The 16,365-nt window shown below is 71.9% G+C and carries 13 protein-coding genes, 1 tRNA gene and 1 pseudogene; 6 read left to right on the forward strand and 9 right to left on the reverse strand.

Annotated elements, in window-relative coordinates:
- The first annotated feature begins 119 nt into the window (after window positions 1-119).
- The 4 genes and pseudogenes from BGP73_RS02090 to BGP73_RS02105 all read left to right on the forward strand — a co-directional run bounded on the left by BGP73_RS02090 (window position 120) and on the right by BGP73_RS02105 (window position 5,532).
- Window positions 120-1,280, forward strand: coding sequence for an HpcH/HpaI aldolase/citrate lyase family protein (locus BGP73_RS02090; protein ID WP_069811620.1), 1,161 nt, complete (start codon window positions 120-122; stop codon window positions 1,278-1,280).
- A complete protein-coding gene (locus BGP73_RS02095; protein WP_079127126.1) occupies window positions 1,277-3,958 on the forward strand; it encodes a phosphoribosyltransferase in 2,682 nt (893 codons plus the stop codon). The genes BGP73_RS02090 and BGP73_RS02095 overlap by 4 nt, the downstream gene beginning before the upstream one ends.
- Window positions 3,955-4,770 (forward strand): HAD family hydrolase, encoded by an 816-nt coding sequence (locus tag BGP73_RS02100; protein ID WP_069811621.1) that lies wholly within the window; start codon window positions 3,955-3,957, stop codon window positions 4,768-4,770. Before BGP73_RS02095 ends, BGP73_RS02100 begins: the two co-directional genes overlap by 4 nt.
- Before the next feature lie 86 nt (window positions 4,771-4,856).
- Window positions 4,857-5,532, forward strand: a pseudogene (locus BGP73_RS02105) (O-methyltransferase).
- Between the two features lie 110 nt (window positions 5,533-5,642).
- On the opposite strand, the gene BGP73_RS02110 reads toward BGP73_RS02105, so the two are convergent.
- The 3 genes from BGP73_RS02110 to BGP73_RS02120 form a co-directional block, all read right to left on the reverse strand.
- Entirely contained in the window at window positions 5,643-5,855 is a 213-nt protein-coding gene (locus BGP73_RS02110) for an FmdB family zinc ribbon protein (protein ID WP_069811623.1), read from the reverse strand.
- Between the two features lie 63 nt (window positions 5,856-5,918).
- A complete protein-coding gene (locus BGP73_RS02115) occupies window positions 5,919-7,325 on the reverse strand; it encodes a hypothetical protein (protein ID WP_374701106.1) in 1,407 nt (468 codons plus the stop codon).
- A 182-nt stretch (window positions 7,326-7,507) separates the two neighbouring features.
- Window positions 7,508-8,269 (reverse strand): DUF4097 family beta strand repeat-containing protein, encoded by a 762-nt coding sequence (locus BGP73_RS02120; protein ID WP_069811625.1) that lies wholly within the window; start codon window positions 8,267-8,269, stop codon window positions 7,508-7,510.
- 190 nt (window positions 8,270-8,459) lie between these two features.
- On the opposite strand from BGP73_RS02120, the gene BGP73_RS02125 reads away from it, so the two are divergent.
- Window positions 8,460-8,531, forward strand: a tRNA-Val gene (locus BGP73_RS02125).
- Between the two features lie 329 nt (window positions 8,532-8,860).
- On the opposite strand, the gene BGP73_RS02130 is transcribed toward BGP73_RS02125, so the two are convergent.
- A complete protein-coding gene (locus tag BGP73_RS02130) occupies window positions 8,861-10,285 on the reverse strand; it encodes an MFS transporter (protein WP_069811626.1) in 1,425 nt (474 codons plus the stop codon).
- Between the two features lie 117 nt (window positions 10,286-10,402).
- On the opposite strand from BGP73_RS02130, the gene BGP73_RS02135 reads away from it, so the two are divergent.
- Window positions 10,403-11,281 carry a helix-turn-helix transcriptional regulator gene (locus BGP73_RS02135; protein WP_069812065.1) on the forward strand — a complete coding sequence of 293 codons (879 nt, stop codon included), beginning with the start codon at window positions 10,403-10,405 and terminating at the stop codon, window positions 11,279-11,281.
- Window positions 11,282-11,629: 348 nt separating this feature from the next.
- Here BGP73_RS02135 and BGP73_RS02140 read toward each other — a convergent pair whose 3' ends face one another.
- From BGP73_RS02140 to BGP73_RS02160, 5 genes are all read right to left on the reverse strand, one after another.
- Window positions 11,630-12,298, reverse strand: a complete 669-nt coding sequence (locus BGP73_RS02140) for a DUF5701 family protein (protein ID WP_069811628.1) — start codon at window positions 12,296-12,298, stop codon at window positions 11,630-11,632.
- Window positions 12,295-12,954: a CatB-related O-acetyltransferase gene (locus BGP73_RS02145; protein WP_069811630.1), complete on the reverse strand. Its 660-nt coding sequence runs from the start codon at window positions 12,952-12,954 to the stop codon at window positions 12,295-12,297. Before BGP73_RS02145 ends, BGP73_RS02140 begins: the two co-directional genes overlap by 4 nt.
- Window positions 12,955-13,023: 69 nt before the next feature.
- Window positions 13,024-14,013 (reverse strand): LysR family transcriptional regulator, encoded by a 990-nt coding sequence (locus tag BGP73_RS02150; protein WP_069811632.1) that lies wholly within the window; start codon window positions 14,011-14,013, stop codon window positions 13,024-13,026.
- A gap of 390 nt (window positions 14,014-14,403) precedes the next feature.
- Window positions 14,404-15,591: a Cmx/CmrA family chloramphenicol efflux MFS transporter gene (locus BGP73_RS02155; RefSeq protein ID WP_069811634.1), complete on the reverse strand. Its 1,188-nt coding sequence runs from the start codon at window positions 15,589-15,591 to the stop codon at window positions 14,404-14,406.
- Window positions 15,591-16,343 carry an SDR family oxidoreductase gene (locus tag BGP73_RS02160; protein ID WP_069811635.1) on the reverse strand — a complete coding sequence of 251 codons (753 nt, stop codon included), beginning with the start codon at window positions 16,341-16,343 and terminating at the stop codon, window positions 15,591-15,593. Before BGP73_RS02160 ends, BGP73_RS02155 begins: the two co-directional genes overlap by 1 nt.
- Window positions 16,344-16,365 lie beyond the last annotated feature (22 nt).

A 16,365-nucleotide genomic window follows, 5' to 3' on the forward strand; every position in this document is an offset into this window, starting at 1 on the left:
CAACGCAGGGGACGCCCGCCCGGCCGGGAAAGACCTCGCGGAACCTTCACCCCCACGCACACGTACGATTATCGGCCAGATCGAGTGAGTAGGGGCCAAGAGAGCCACGGGGGAACCGGATGCGTCATTTCAGACACGTGCCAGCGGCCGTGCGACAGAGCCTCTTCCACTCGGAGCCGGTCGAGTTCGACGAGAACTCCCCGATCAGCACGCTCGGAGCGGCGCTGGGAGCCACCCTCTACAGTCCGGCCACCCGGCCCGGACTCGCCGACGACGTCGTCAAACAGGCCGGACGGGGCCTGGTCTCCATGGTCCTCTGCCTGGAGGACTCCATCCACGACTCCGAGGTGGCAGCGGCCGAGCAGAACCTCGTACGGCAACTGGTCGAACTCGACCGGCGCGAGGAGGAACGCCCCCTGCTGTTCGTCCGGGTGCGCAGCCCGGAGCAGATCACCGACCTCGTGGACCGACTCGGCCCGGCGGTCCGAACCCTGTCCGGTTTCGTACTGCCCAAGTTCACCGAGGAGCACGGGGTCCCGTTCCTTGAGGCCCTCGTCGCCGCGGAGGCGGCTACCGGACGCCGGCTGCTCGCCATGCCCGTACTCGAATCGCCCAGTCTGCTGCACCTGGAGACCAGGACCGAGACCCTGGCCGGCATCCGGCGGGCGGTGGAGAAGTACCGGGAACGCGTCCTGGCGCTCCGGCTCGGCGTCACCGACTTCTGCTCCGCCTACGGCCTGCGCCGCCCACCCGACCTGACCGCCTACGACGTGCAGCTCGTCGCCTCGGTGATCGGCGACGTGGTCAACACCCTCGGGCGGGCCGACGGCAGCGGGTTCACCATCAGCGGACCGGTGTGGGAGTACTTCCGGCTCCAGGAACGGATGTTCCGGCCGCAGCTCAGGGCCACCCCGTTCACCGGCCGGGCGGAGGAGCTGCGCGCCGCGCTCATCGAACACGACATGGACGGGCTGCTCCGCGAGATCGAACTCGACCGGGCCAACGGGCTCCAGGGCAAGACCTGCATACATCCCTCGCACATCGCGCCCGTCCACGCGCTGTCAGTGGTGAGCCACGAGGAGTTCAGCGATGCCCGGGACATCCTCCGGCCGGACCGTCGCGGGGGCGGGGTGCTGCGCTCCGCCTACACCAACAAGATGAACGAGGCGAAACCGCACCGCGCCTGGGCGGAGCGCACCCTGCGCCGGGCGGAGATCTTCGGAGTGGCGCGCGACGACGTCAGCTTCGTCCAACTGCTGATGGCGGCCGGCCTGAAATGAACGGTGACGGACTCGGCGCGTCAGCGCCATCGGTGGTCGGACGGCGGGACGGCCGGAACGGGGAGTGGGCGGACGTGCGGCGAGAGAACGGACAACCGGAGGACGGCGAACAGCAGCCGACCTGGTCCGGACAGTGGGTCGCGGACCGTCTCGGGGTCAGTCTCCGGGCCGCGGCGGAGCCGGCCACGGGCACCGACGAGGACCGGAGACTGACCGAACTGCTGGGCCTCGCCCTCCGGCGCAACCCCAAACGCGCCCACCTGCTGGTCTCCAACGTGCTCGGCAAGCACGTGCCCCAGCGCCCGGAGGTGGTCCACCAGGCCGGGGTCGACCTCGGCCGGCGGGTCCGGCGACTGCTCGGCGACGAGGCCGCCGCACGCGCCGTGGTCCTCGGCTACGCCGAGACCGCCACCGGGCTCGGCCACAGCGTCGCCGACGGCCTGGAGCTCGCTCCGTACCTGCACTCCACCCGCCGCCCCGTACCGGCCGTCGCCCCCGCCGGCGGCTTCGAGGAGTCCCACAGCCACGCGACGGAGCACCTGCTGCTGCCCGAAGACCCCCAACTGCTCGCCGGCGACGGCCCGCTGGTCCTCGTCGACGACGAGTTCTCCACCGGGAACACCGTCCGCAACACCATCAGCGCCCTGCACAGCCGCTACCCGCGCCGGCGGTACGTGGTCGTGGCCCTGGTGGACACACGCACCGAGGAGCAGCGGCAGGCCCTCGACGCGTTCGCCGCCACCCTGGGCGCACAGGTGGACCTGATCGCCACCGCGACCGGCACGGTACGCCTGCCGGCAGATGTCCTCGACCGCGCCGGGCGGTTGCTCGCCCGCCACGAGCCGGCCCGACCGGCGGAGCCCCCCGAGGGGAGCGCGGCCGAGCCCACCGCGGCGGTGACCCGGGTCGACCTCGGCTGGCCCGAGGGGCTGCCCGACGGTGGCCGGCACGGCTTCACCCCCGCCCATCGTGCACGGCTGGAGGCCGCGCTTCCGGCGATGGCCGACCGGATCGCCGCCGTCCTGCTCCCGGAACAGCTTCCGCCGACCACACTCCGGGACCGGCCGGAAACGGAACCAACGAGGCCGCCCCGGGTGCTCGTGCTCGGCTTCGAAGAACTCATGTACGCACCACTCCGCCTCGCCACCGAACTCCAGGCCTCGCTGGGCGACCGCGTGGAGATCCGCTACTCGACGACCACCCGGTCCCCGGTGCTGGCCGTCGACGACCCCGGCTACGCCATCCGCACCCGGATCACCTTCCCCGCCCACGACCGGCCGGCCGACGGACCGGGGGAACGCTACGCCTACAACGTCGCCGCCGGAGCCGACCCCCGGCGGCGCTTCGACGCCATCGTGGCCGTCGTCGACTCCGCGGCCGACACCCCGGCCCTGCACGCCCCGGACGGCCTGCTGGCCCGCCTCGGCGCCCACACCGACCAGCTGCTCCTCGCCACCGTTCCCGCCCACATACCGCGCCCGCGCCCGCGACGGGCCGAGCCGCCCGGGCCGCTGCGCGGACCGGCCTTCTCCTCCTACAACCCGGAGGAGGTCGGTTGGTTGCTCCAGGACCTCTCCGACGTCGCCCTCGAAGCGCCCACCGAGGAGCGCGAGGAGGCGATCCAGCAGGGCGGGGCGCACTACGCCGAGTCCCTCCCCGTCGAGTACCAGCCGAGCGCCGAGTACCAGCGGCTCTTCCAGAACGCCCTCGACTCCTCCTCCGCCCGGGTGGCCCGCGCGGTCGGCGCCGTCACCGAGACCGTCCTCGCCGAGCACGCCGCCCGCCGTCCCGGCCACCCGCCGGGCACCGCCGGTCCACCGGTCCCGGTACTGGTCTCACTCGCCCGCGCCGGCACCCCGGTGGGCGTGCTGATGCGCCGCTGGGCGCAGTACGCGCACGGCCTCAGCCTGCCGCACTACGCGATATCCGTCGTCCGCGGACGCGGCGTGGACGGCAACGCACTGCGCTGGTTGGCCGAGCACCACGATCCGGCGGACATCGTCTTCGTCGACGGCTGGACGGGCAAGGGCGCCATCACCCGGGAACTGGCCGAGGCGCTCCGCCCCCACCCCGGGTTCTCCCCGGAGATCGCCGTACTCGCCGACCCCGGCGGCTGCGTCCGCACCTACGGCACCCGCGACGATTTCCTCATCCCCTCCGCCTGCCTCAACTCCACCGTCTCCGGTCTCGTCTCCCGCACGGTGCTCCGCGCCGACCTGGTCGGCCCCGAGGACTTCCACGGCGCCAAGTACTACCGGGAACTCGCCGGAGCCGACCTGAGCCGGCACTTCCTGGACACAGTGACCGCCCGCTTCGAGGAAGTGGCCGCCGGGGCCGCGGAGGAGGCCGCGGAACTGCTGGCCGCCGACCGCGAACCAACCTGGGCGGGCTGGGCGGCGGTGGAACGGATCAGCCGGGAGTACGGCGTCGGCGACCTCAACCTCATCAAGCCCGGGGTCGGCGAGACGACCCGGGTACTGCTGCGCCGGGTGCCCTGGCGGGTGCTCGCCCGGCGGGGGGCGGGCGCCGACCTCGACCATGTGCGCCTCCTCGCGGAGCAGCGAGGGGTGCCGGTGGAGGAGGTGGAGGAACTGCCCTACAGCTGCGTGGGGCTGATCCATCCGCACTACACCCGGGGCGCGGTCGGCGCGGACGGCCGGGCGGTGTCCGCACCGTGAGCCCCGCACTCGTCGCCAGCGACCTCGACCGCACTCTCATCTACTCCGCGCCCGCGCTCGCCCTGGACATGCCCGACGCCACGGCGCCCCGGCTGCTCTGTGTGGAGATCTACGACTCCCGGCCGCTCTCCTACATGACCGAGACCGCGGCCCGGCTGCTGGCCCGGCTCGCCGGTTCCGCCCTCTTCGTGCCGGCCACCACCCGGACCCCCGAGCAGTACCTGCGTGTCCGGCTGCCCACCGGGGAGCGGCCACCGCGCTACGCGGTGTGCGCCAACGGCGGCCGGATCCTCGTCGACGGAGAACCCGACGCGGACTGGGACCGGCGGGTCCGGAAGGAACTCGCCGACGGCTGCGCCCCGCTCGCCGAGGTCCGCCAGCAGCTGGTGCGCCGGGCCGACCCGGCCTGGCTGCTCAAGGAGCGCACCGCGGAGGACCTGTTCGCCTATCTCGTGGTGGACCGGTCGCGGCTCCCGGCGGAGTGGGTGGCGGAGCTGACGGACCGGGCCCTGGGGCTCGGCTGGACGGTCTCCCTCCAGGGTCGGAAGCTCTACGCGGTACCGGTGCCGCTCACCAAGAGCGCGGCCGTGGCCGAGGTCGCCCGCCGGGCCGGCACCGGCCGGCTCTACACCGCAGGGGACTCGCTGCTCGACACCGACCTGCTGCTGGCCGGTGACGAGGCATGGCGGCCGGGCCACGGTGAACTCGCCGACAGCGGTTGGGATGCGGCGAAGGTCAACGCCCTGCCCGAGCGGGGTGTGCTGGCCGGTGAGCGGATACTGCGCGCCTTTCTCCACGCCGTATCCGACTGAGCGAGGATGGCGGTATGGCTCAGACAGATGGCTTGGACACCCCCGCCGGAGCGGCCGCGGCCGCTCCGGCGGGCGACGCCGCCCCGGTGCGGCGCAGCGCTTACGACCCGCGACAGAAGACCCCGGTCACCCCGGAGCTGTACGACTACCTGCTCGCTCACAACCCGCCGCTCGACCCGGTGCAGCGGGACCTCGTCGAGACCACCCGGGCCCGGCTGCCGGAGCGCTCCCAGATGCAGGTCTCGGAGGAGCAGGGGCCGCTGCTGGCCTTCCTGGTCCGCCTGCTCGGGGCCCGGCTCGTGGTGGAGGTCGGCACCTTCACGGGGCTGTCCTCCCTCTCCATGGCGCAGGCGCTGCCGGCCGACGGCCGGATCATCGCCTGCGACGTCTCGGAGGAGTGGACGGCGCTCGCCAGGGACGCCTGGGGGCGGGCCGGTGTCGCGGACCGCATCGACCTGCGGATCGGCCCGGCGCTGGAGACCCTCCGCGCACTGCCTGCCGAGCCGGAGGTCGATCTCGCCTTCATCGACGCGGACAAGGAGAACTACATCGCCTACTGGGACGAGCTGGTGCCGCGGATCCGCCCCGGGGGCCTGATCGTGAGCGACAACGTCTTCTTCCACGGCCAGGTGACCGAATCCGGAGGCCACTGGTCCGGGGGCGGCGATCCAGGAGTTCAACGCCCACGTGTCGGCGGACCCCCGGATGGAGTCGGTCATGCTCACCGTGGCCGACGGGGTGACACTCTCCCGCAAGCGCTGAGCGCCCGGCGACCGTCAGCCGCGCCGCCTCTCCACGAGACCGCCGCCTCGGCCGGGCACCGCGAGGTACCCGGCCGAGGCGGGAGATCCCACTGCCAGAAGTGACGGACGTCAGCCGCAGCAGCCGCCTCCGCAGCAGCCGCCACCACCACCGGAGGGCGCTGGGGCGGCGGCCGCCGTGCCACCGACGGCGACCGTGGACAGCAGCTTCATGGTGTCCTCGTGCCCCTCGGGGCAGGTGGCCGGGGCAGCGGACTCGGCCATCGGACGGCTCAGTTCGAAAGTGTCGCCGCAGGAGCGGCACCGGTACTCGTAGCGAGGCATGACAACAGCCTACGGCCCCGGCGGGCGGGGCCCGGCCGGCGACGGAGCACCACCGGGCAGGCGCTAACCGCCCGCCGCGCGCTCCCCACGGATCTCGGACACCACCCGGGCGACGCTCTGGCGCACCGCCTCGGTCTCGGTCAGGAAGTGCCACCAGTCCGGATGCCGCCCCTCCAGCCCGGACACGGCCCGCTCCAGCCGCTCCACCGCCTGGTCCAGGGGGCGGGCGTGCCGCGGGTCGGGGGTGGCCCGGCCGGCCATCGCCAGCCGCTGGGCGTCCCGGATCGCGAACCGGGTCCGCTCGACCTCCTTGCTCCGGTCGGCGGAGACCGCGTCCAGCCGGCGGAGCCGGTCCCCGGCCGCGGAGACCGCCTCGTCCGTCGAGTTCAACAGCGCCCGCACGGTCCCGATGCGGGCGGTGGCGTCCGCCCAGCGCTGCTCGCTCCTGGCCTGCTGGGCCTCGGCCAGCTTCTCCTCGGCCTGGGCGACCGAGCGCTCCGCCTCCGCCGGCACCTGCTGGAGGTCCTGCCAGCAGGCCACGCTGTAGCGCCGGCGCAGTTCACTGAGGATGGGCGCGACCCCGGTGGCCCGGGTCGTGATGGCCTGGGCGCGGGTGCGCAGCGAGACCAGGCGGCGGTCGATCTCGGCGGCCCGGGCCGGCAGCTGGGCCGCCTCCTCGCGCACCGCCTCGGCACTCCGCAGCACCTCGTTCGCCCGCCGGACGGTCTCCTGCACACCGTGCTGCCCGGCGCCCTGGTTGAGTTTGGTCAGCTCCGGGGAGAGCGCGGCGAGCCGGGCGGCCAGGTCGTCCGCGCGCAGGCCCGCGGAGCGCACGGAGTCCAGGGCCTCGGAGGCGGCCAGCAGCGCCTGCCGGGCCCGCTCGACCGCGGGTGCCAGCCGGGCGAGTTGGCCCTCGGCGGTCTCCAGGAGCGGACCGATGCTCTCGGCGAACCGCAGGAGGTCGGACCTGACCCGGTTCAGTTCGTCCTTCGCCCTGGTCAGATCGGCGCGGGCGCGGGCGATGGTGGCGTTGTCCAGGTCGTCGCGGTCAAGGTCGTAGGAGTCGAGCGCGGTGATGTAGGCCCCGCTGACCTCGTCGATGCGCTGCCCGAACGTCTGGTAGTCCGCGGCCACCTGCCGGGCCCGCGGAGAGTCGTCCACAGCCGTGATCGTCTCGATGGAGATCCGCAGGTCACGGTGGGCGGTGTCCAGCTCGTAGAAGGCCTCGGCAGCCGCGTCCTTGGCGGTCTGGGCGTCCTCCCGGCTGTCACCGCGACCGAACCAGCGGCGTGTGCCACCGCCGGCGAAGGAGGCGGCCAGCAGGGGGAGTGCCAGCAGTGGGAGGGCGGCCAGGGTCAGCACGTCCCGGGCCGTGCTCCGAAGCCCCGGTCGGCCACCGGCCCTCCGGCTGCCGCCGGCTCGGCGGCGCTGCGTCGGCGGTCCGGCCGGCTGCTTGTCTCTCGCCGTCACATCCCTCTCCCGTGCTGTGTCCGCCCCGGCTCCCCTCCCGCCGGGCTCACCCCGTCCATGACGGGGCGCTCCCCGGCCCCCGGGACGGGCACGCCCTCGCGGGCGCCCCGTCCCGGGGTCCGGTGCCGGACGTGGCCGAGAGGGCCATTCTCCCACCAGGTGGGAACGAACACACGGGACGGTTAGTTCGCGGTTCGGATGCTCACGTCCCCGTTGTTGCTCCGGGCGGTGAGGGTGTGGCTGCTCCCGCTGTCCCTGGGCACGTCCACGGACACCTTGCCGTTGGACGACTCCGCCGCCACCCGGTAGGTGGCGCGCGGCAACTCCACCAGGATCCGGCCGTTGTCGCTGACGGCCTTCACCCGGTCCGGCACCTGCCGGAGGGCCAACCGCACCTCTCCGTTGTTGGAGTGCGCCGACACACTGCGGGAACCGAGACCCGCAGCGTCGATCCTCCCGTTGTCACTGTGGAGTTCGAGCGGGCCCCGACACTTCCGAACCTTTATCGAGCCGTTGTTGGAACGCAGGGACAGCGCGCTCTCCAGACCGCTCGCGCTGACCGCGCCGTTGTCGTCGGAAACCGCCAGGGCGATCCCGCGCGGCACCTCCACCCGGTACCGGGAGTCGCAGTTCTGGATCAGCCCGTGGCACTCGACCTTGAGGGTGAGGACGCCGCCCTTCAGCGACCACTTCTTCTCGATGTCCCCCATCACCGCCGTCCAGCCGCTGAACCAGCGGGTGACCTTCACGTCCTTGGTGCCGGCGGCGGCGGGTACGATTTCGATGTCGGAGTTGCCGGACTCGATCTTGAGGTCCTTCCCCTCGAAGGCGAAGGTGCGGCGGTCGGGGGCGCTGTCCTCGGCGGAGTCGGCGCAGCCGGCGGCGGCCAGGGCGACGAGGAGGGCTCCGGCGACGGCGAGGAACCTACGGTTGCGGACGGCCACGGCTGACTCCCGGTGTATACGGCGAAGGGTGCCTGACGACCGTACGGGCGATGGCCGGCGTCTGGGATCCGGCGCCCTACCGAATCGCGGGTGGGGCTTACCCCCCGGACCGGCGGAGCGACCGGTTCCGGACCGGCGGTCAGGGTTTATGCCCCCGGCTGCGGGCCATGTAGGCTGTGGCCCGGTCTCCGGGCGCATAGCTCAGCGGTAGAGCGCTGCTCTTACAAAGCAGATGTCGGTGGTTCGAATCCGCCTGTGCCCACTCCCGTGTCACGACCCCGCCGTTTTCGACCGCTGCACGGCGAGGCGTCGAACACCTGCCCGAGGGTCGTCCTCGATCCGGGTGACGCCGGTGTCGGTGGTGCTGACGCGCGCTGGTGGGCAGCTCCTCCCCGGCGATGGACCCGCCCCGTGATCTCGACCAGCACCGGCTCCGCCCGCCGCTTCCGCCGCGCCGCCCGCGACTCCACGACCGGCTCCGGCATTCCGGGTTCGAAGTTCGACGGGAGCGAAGCGGCTCTCGCTCCTGCCGACGGTATGCCGGGGTGTGCCGTGGCTGCTCTCGTGTCCACGCCACACCCCGGGCCTTCCTTACGCGGCGCGGTTCTCGCCCGGGAGTTTCAAGAACAGTGCGACGAGGATCGCGGCGGCCAGGGTGAGAGCGGTGTTCGCGCCGATCGCGAGTTTGATGCCGGGAAGCAGGGTCGCCGCGGCGACGCTGACGGTGATGGCGGACATGATCGGGGTGCCCAGGGCGATGCCGACCTGCTGGCTCATGGTGACGAGCCCGGTGGCGAGGCCCTGCTGGTCGGCGGGGACGCCGGAGGTCGAGGCGACGGCGTAGCCGACGATCGCGACGAGGTTCGCGACGCCGCCGGCGAAGGTGACGATCAGCAGCGGAACGAGCCAGCCGCGGCTGTCGGAGACGAACACGAGCGGCAGGGTCGCAGCGGCCTGGGTGACGAAGCCGGTGATGATCACGGTCTTGGAACCGGTCCTGCCGATGATCTTCGGGGCGACGAGCCCGCCGAGTACGGTGCCGATGCCGAGGACGCCGAGGATGAGGCCGGCGGTCACCGCGCTGTATCCGAGGATCTCCTGCAGGTACAGGGTGAGCAGGAACACCAACGAGGTCTCAGTCGCGAACGCGAGCAGCCCGGCGAGATTGCCCCAGGCGATGTTGCGGCGCTTCAGCAGCGCAGGCGCGATGAGAGGTTCGGCGACGCGGGATTCGATCGCGAGGAAGACCGTGAACAGCACGGCGGAGGCGAGGAGCGGCCCCCAGGCGCCGGGGTGGGTCCAGCCGGCGTGGCCGGCGGTGTCGATGCCGAACACGAGCGCGACCAGGGCGAAAGTGACCGCGACCGCACCGGGAACGTCGAGGCGCGGCCGGGTGCCGGCGGCGGGTTCGCGGAGCACGAACGGGGCGACGAGGATCACGGCGAGGGCGACGGCGACGTTGACGAAGAACGCCCACCGCCACGACACGGTGCCGGTGAGGACGCCGCCGAGCACGGCCCCGGCGGTGAACCCTGCCGCCATCAGTGCGCCATTGAGGCCGAGGGCCCGGGATCGTGCCGGTCCTTCGGGGAACACCGTGGTCATCAGCGACAACGCTGCGGGGGTGACCATCGCGGTCGCGGTGCCCTGCCCGACCCGTGCCGTGAGCAGTAGCGCGGGCTCGGCCGCGAGACCGCCGGCGAGGGAGGAGGTGCCGAGGAGTGCGATGCCGACAAGGAACAGGCGCTTGCGGCCGAACAGGTCGGCGACGCGGCCGAAGAAGAGTGTGAACCCGGCAGCACACAGCGCGAAGGAGGTGACGATCCACTGCAACCCGCCGGTGTCGAAGCCGAGCTCGTGACCGATGTGCGGCAGTGCGACGTTGAGGATCGAGAAGTCCACGGCGAGAGTGAAGTTCGCGGTCAGCAGTACCGCCATCGCGATCTTCTGAGCGGGGGTGAAGCGCTCGGCGGTCGGGGCGGACGTGGTCGGGGGTGAGGTGTCGATCTCGGTCATGCCACGCAGGTTCGTCCCACGCGAAACAGACAGCCAGAACCCCCGGGTGAGGAGTCCGGGGGTGCCTAGCACTGGCAGGGACAGGCTGTGCTCGTGCCGGTGGGCGACGATGAGGCCATGGATCGACAGCCCTACGACTGCCCGGTGGCCACTGAGGCGGATCGTCCGGTGACGGAGCTGGGCGAGTTCCTGCGCTCCCGCCGCGACCGCCTGTCTCCGGACGACGCCGGGGTGAGCAGCTACGGCCGCCGCCGCGTGCCAGGCCTGCGCCGTGAGGAACTGGCGCAGCTGGCTGGGGTGTCGGTGACCTATCTGACCCGGCTGGAGCAGGGCCAGTCGCAGAACGCGTCGGACTCCGTGATCGACGCGCTCGCCCGTGCCCTGCGACTGGATGCGGACGAGCGGGCACACCTCTTCGCTCTCGCCCGCCCGACACCGGTGAAGCGGCCCCGCCCGTCACGGCCGGAGACCGCGAAGCCGGGCGCGGAGCAACTGCTGCACGCGATGGGTGATGTGCCGGCGGTGCTGCTGGGACGGTTCAACGACATCCTCGCCTGGAACCGCTCTGGCCACCGGTTGCTGGCCGGGCACCTCGACTACGACGCTCCCGCATACGAGGAGGAGCGTCCGAACCAGATGAAGCTGCTGTTCCTCGACGAGCACACCCGTGACCTCTACGCCGACTGGGCCGACGAAGCAGCCCTTGCGGTCGCGTCTCTGCGATTCGTCGCGGCGCGGTTCGCCGACGATCGTCGCCTGGCCGAGCTCGTCGGCAACCTGTCGATGAACAGTGCGGAGTTCGCGCGGCTGTGGGCCGGGTACGATGTGCGGCTGTGCACGAGCGGTTCCAAGCGGTTCCGGCATCCCGAAGTCGGGCAACTAACCCTCGGCTACGAGGTGTTGCACCTGCCCGAGGGAAACGGCCAGCGGATCCTCACCCACACCGCGGAACCGGGCAGCGACTCCTCCGCCGCGCTGCGCTTGCTGACCGCCTGATCCCGCCCGGATGACGCTGGTGGCTGTGACCGAACGGGAATCGGCAGTTCGTGCTCGATCGGGGGGCACGAGGGGATCGCCTTGCTGCGCGGGTACGTTCAGCGGCTGACCGGTTGTGCGCCGCGGTCGTCTCGGCGGATGGTGTACGGGGCCGTCGAAGCCGTGGTTCTTCGGGTGCGCCTCTGCCTGCCTCGGCGAGATCGAGGTGGGCGGAGACAGCGTCCGGGCCAGGCGCGTGCTCGGTGACGGGGCTTGGCCGAGGATCGACGGTCTCATGCGCCGATGGCCCCTGCGACGGGTTGTGCGTACGGCGCCTCCTCCTCGTGCAGCTCCGGCTCGGCGGTGCTTTCACGCGTCAGGCTGCTGCTCCCCGGTGCGGCGGCCCGTCGCGGAGGCCATGCCCAGCCAGGTGTGAGGATTGCCCTGCCAGCACCAGCCCAGCTTGGGGGCCTTCTGGCTGATCCACAGGGCCGGGACTCGGCGGTCGCCGCTGCGGGACCCGCCGAGTGAGAAGCATTTGTTCTTCACCAACAGCTCTGGGAAGTGGGTGAGGAGCGCGATGCCCTCCTCGATGGTGAGCAAGGTGCGGCCCCGGTCGTTGATCGTGGCCATGGCGTCGTGAGGCACGACGCCGCAGAACTCCTCGCCGCGTTCGACGCCGAGCAGCAGGTAGGCCCGCTGGTCGGGAAGGTTTGTCTCCGGCGTGGCGACGAAGCGTTCCAGGGCTCCGGGCTCAAAGGACCGGTCGACGAAGCCGGGCGGTCCGCCGCCGCGCAGTGCGATGCGCGGCATCGTCTCCTCGATGGGGGCGAGTTCGCGGGTGACGACCACGACGAACGGCACGCGGCCGTTCCCGGGGTCGAGGTCGGTGCCGTCCGGCGTCGGCACGGTGGCGCGCAGGGGCTCCAGCAGGGCCGTGAACTGCTCGTCGGTGAGTCCGGACAGCTTCGGGTAGCCGAGGCCGGTGAGGGTGCGGACCTGCCGGTCGAACTCGGCCGCCGGGTCGAAAAGGGTCATGTGGACTCCTTGCGCTGTTCGGCCGCGATGGCCTCGATCTCCGCCGGTGTGCCGGTCATGATCGTGCGGACGTGCTCGGTGACCGCCTCGACGGGCCAGTCCCACCAGGCGGCGCGCAGCAGGCGGTCGATGTCCTCGTCGTCGTACCTGCGCCGCACGGTGCGGGCCGGGTTGCCGCCGACGACGGTGTAGGGCGGGACGTCGGAGGTGACGACCGCCCCGGTGGCGACGACGGCGCCGTCGCCGATCGTCACTCCGGGCATGACGGTGACATCGCGGCCGAACCACACGTCGTTGCCGACGACGGTGTCGCCGCGGCTGGGCATCGAGGTGACGATGTCGAGGGTGCGCTCCGTCCAGGCACCGCCGAACATGGTGAAGGGAAAGGTGGAAACGCCCAGTTGGGGATGGGCCGCGCCCGCCATCAGGAACCGGGTGCCGGTGGCGAGGGCGCAGTACTTGCCGATGACGAGGCGCTCGGGGCCGTACGCGTACAAGACGTTGCGCCGCTCGAACTCCTCGGCGCCGTCCGGGTCGTCGTAGTAGGTGAACTCGCCGATCTGGATGCGGGGATCGGTGACCAGGGGCTTGAGGAACACGACGCGTTCGTGTTCGGGCAGGGGGTGCGGGACCGTCGGGTCGGGGATCGTGGACATGGTCTTCACCTTGGCCGACCGGGGCCTCGTGATCAACGCCGGGTTGCAGAACGATCCATAACCCGAGGCTTATCGGTAAGGGGTGCGGCCCCGCGCGCGGCGGGTGTCGGCTTGTCCGCGGTCTACGGGCGTCCGGCGCGCCGTGCCGGGCGGGAGGTGAGCGGGATGCCTGGTCAGGGCGTGCTCGGCGGCCGCCACGAACGCCCGGATCAGCGGCGTCTCGCCGGCGGTACGCCACACCAGGGCCCACTCCCCCAACGGGGCATCGCGGATGGGCAGGTAGACGATCTCCGGCCAGGGGTAGTAGTGGGCGGCCTCCGCCTGGATCGGCGTGATCGCCTGGCCGGAGGCCACGACGGCCAGGCATTCCTGCCAGACGGCGATGGGCGGCCCGCCGGGCCGGACGGGCCGGCCCGACGGGGTCCTGGAGGGCAGCAGCGCCTCGTACCAGTAGGCGGGGATCGGTGCGTCGGGCCGCGCCCGGGTCACGGGCCAGTCGCCCAGGTCCTCCATCTCCACCGATTCCCGGCTCGCGAGCGGGTGGGAGGCGCCGACCATCAGGACCAGAGGTTTGGAGCGGAGGACAGGCCCGACCGTGAGGTCGGGTTCCCGCACCGGGAGCCACAGCAGCGCCAGATCGACCTCTTCCCCGCGCAGCGGCCCGAAGGGGTCGCTGCCGTTCATCTCCTTGAAGGAGAGGGCGCATGCGGGATGCCGCGCCCTGAACAGTCCGGTGATGTCGGCGATGTCGTGCGCCAGCGCGCCCATGGTGCCGAGCACGAGGCTGCCGTGGTGGCCCTCGGCGGCCCGGGTCGCCGCGGCGACGCCGGCGCGGATGCGCTCGTAGCCGTCCTTGAGGTCGGCGCTGAGCATGGCGCCGATCTCGGTGAGGACCACGCGTCTGCTGGTGCGTTCGAACAGGGCCGCGCCGATGAGGCGCTCCTGTCGGGCTATGCACTGGCTGACCCGGGCCTGCGAGATGTGCAGCCGCTGCGCGGTGCGTCCGAAGTGCAGTTCCTCGGCCAGGGTCAGGAAGATCTCGATGTCGCGCAGTTCCATGCGGCCGCCCTCTCACCCCTTGCGATCACCCGTCTGCCCCGCGACGAAGGTACCCCCCCTCGAACACGCTCGATCACATGACCGGTCCACCGCCGTGTCCCGGCCGGTGCCGAATCGGGCGGCGAGTTGTTCGGCGAAGCCTCCGGGCGCATCGAACAGGGCGGTGTGTGTCGGGCCGGGCGAGACGACATTGGAGCGGATACCGGCCGGGCCGTACTCAGCGCGGTGATCATCTGGTTCGGTGTCAGCCCGAGTATGGGGTCAGTGGCCCAGCCTTCGGGGGAGGCCCGTCAACCGTTCACGCTTGGAAACCAGTCGGCGGCCCGCGCACCCACAGCCCCTGGAAGCGGGGCAGCGCGGACCGCTCCGACCGGCCATCGCGGTGGACTCTCAGTTCCGCGCCAAGGCGGGCTCGGCCTGCGCGTCGCGAGGCCGTCGGCGCTTCTGGAGAGCAAGATCCCATCCCCACAGCAGCAGCGCGGCACCGGCGAGCGCCGCCCCCATCACGGGGATGGCCGGATAGTCGTGTCCCGAGGCGAGGGCGAGTCCGCCAAGCCAGGGCCCGAGGGCGATGCCGACGTTGAAGGCGGAGATGTTGCCCGAGACCGCCAGGACGGGGGCGTTCGGGGCGATTGCCGTGAACCGGGAGTTCAGGGCCGGGTTGGTGCTGAATCCCAGCAGCCCCAGCGCGAAGACCAGGACCACCGTCGCCGCAGTGTGCTCGGCGCCGAGGGCGAGTAGCAGCGAGGTGATGACGAGACCGGCGAATCCGATGCCGAGGATGGCTCGGGGGAAGCGGTCTGCGGTACTGCCGCCTATGGTGATGCCGACGAGTGCGCCCAGCCCGTACCCGAAGAGCACGGCGGGGACCCGGGCCGGAGCGAGTCCCGTGGTGGTCAGCAGCATCGCGGCCAGGTAGGAGAAGGTGCCCAGCAGCGCGGTGGTCGCCACGGCCGTCATGGCGTAGGACAGCCAAAGTCGGGGCGGAGCGAGTCCCCGCAGCTCGGCGCGGAGGCTCGGCGGGTTCTCGGGCCGAAGACCAGGGATCACGGCGGTGATCGCGGCAGCCGCAATGGCGGAGAGGACCGTGACCGCCCAGAATGCGCCGCGCCAGCCGAGGTGCTGCCCGATCCAGGTGCCGGCGGGCAGGCCGAGCACGATCGCGAGGGTGAGCCCCCCGGCGACGACGCTCATCGCCCGCCCGCGCCGCTCGGGCCCCGCCATCGCCATCGCGGTACTGGCGCCCACCGCCCAGAACCCGGCATAGGCGAATGCGCCGATGAAGCGCATCGCGAACAGCAGCCCGTAGCTGTCGGTGAGCGCACTGGTGATGTGCGTGAGTCCGAAGGCGCCGAGGAAGACCAGCAGGGCGAGGCGGCGCGGCCAGCGCAGGGTGAGGACAGCGAGCACGGGCGCTCCCACGAGCATCCCGAGGGCGAAGGCGCTGATGAGAGCGCCGGCCCGTGGGATCGTCACGCCCAGGTCGGCGGCCATCTCCGGCAGGATTCCCGCGAGCATGAGTTCGCTGGTTCCCTGGGCGAAGATCCCGAACCCGATGGTCCAGATCGGCAGAGGCATTACAGCAGCGCCCCTCCCGTGGCGTCGATCCACTGGCCGGTCACCCATCGCGCATCGGCGGATGCGAGGAACGCGACGATGTCGGCGATGTCCTCCGGCTCCGCGACGGCGTTGAGAGGGGAGCGGGACGCGATCGCCTCGCGCCCTTCCGGGGTGGCCAGGCGCGCGGCGTTCATGTCGGTGGCGGTGGCTCCCGGCCCGACTGCGTTCACGGTGATGCCGCGCGGCCCGAGGTGCTTCGCCAGCGCTCCGGTGAAGGCGTCGATCGCCGCCTTCGACATCGAGTACGCGAGCAGGTCGGGGTTGCGGGAGCCGTGCGTGAACGAGGTCGACACGTTGATGACGCGCCCTGCGCGCCGCAGCCGACTCAGTCCCTCCTGGACGATGAAGAAGGGTGCCTTGGTGTTGGTCGCGAACACCTCGTCGAAGCCCGCCTCGGTCACGTCCTCGTATGGCTCGCGGGTCCCGAGGGTGCCGGCGTTGTTCACGATGATGTCCACCCCGTCGGCATGCTCATCGAACGCCGACCACAGGGCCGCCGCATCACCGGGCACCCCGAGCTGGGCATGGATCGCGAACGCGTCACCGCCGCGGGTCTTGATCGCCTCGACCACCCGCGCCGCGCCATCCGCACTGGACCCGTAGTGCACGGCGACCCGGGCGCCCTCGGAGGCGAGGCGTAGCGCGATCGCTCGTCCGATCCCGCGTCCCGCCCCCGTCACCAGAGCCGTCCTGCCGTCCAGTCCCAGCATTTGCTGCTCCTATTTGTAGCGA

The sequence above is a fragment of the Streptomyces sp. TP-A0874 genome, from assembly GCF_001748085.1.
Classification (GTDB): Bacteria; Actinomycetota; Actinomycetes; order Streptomycetales; family Streptomycetaceae; genus Streptomyces.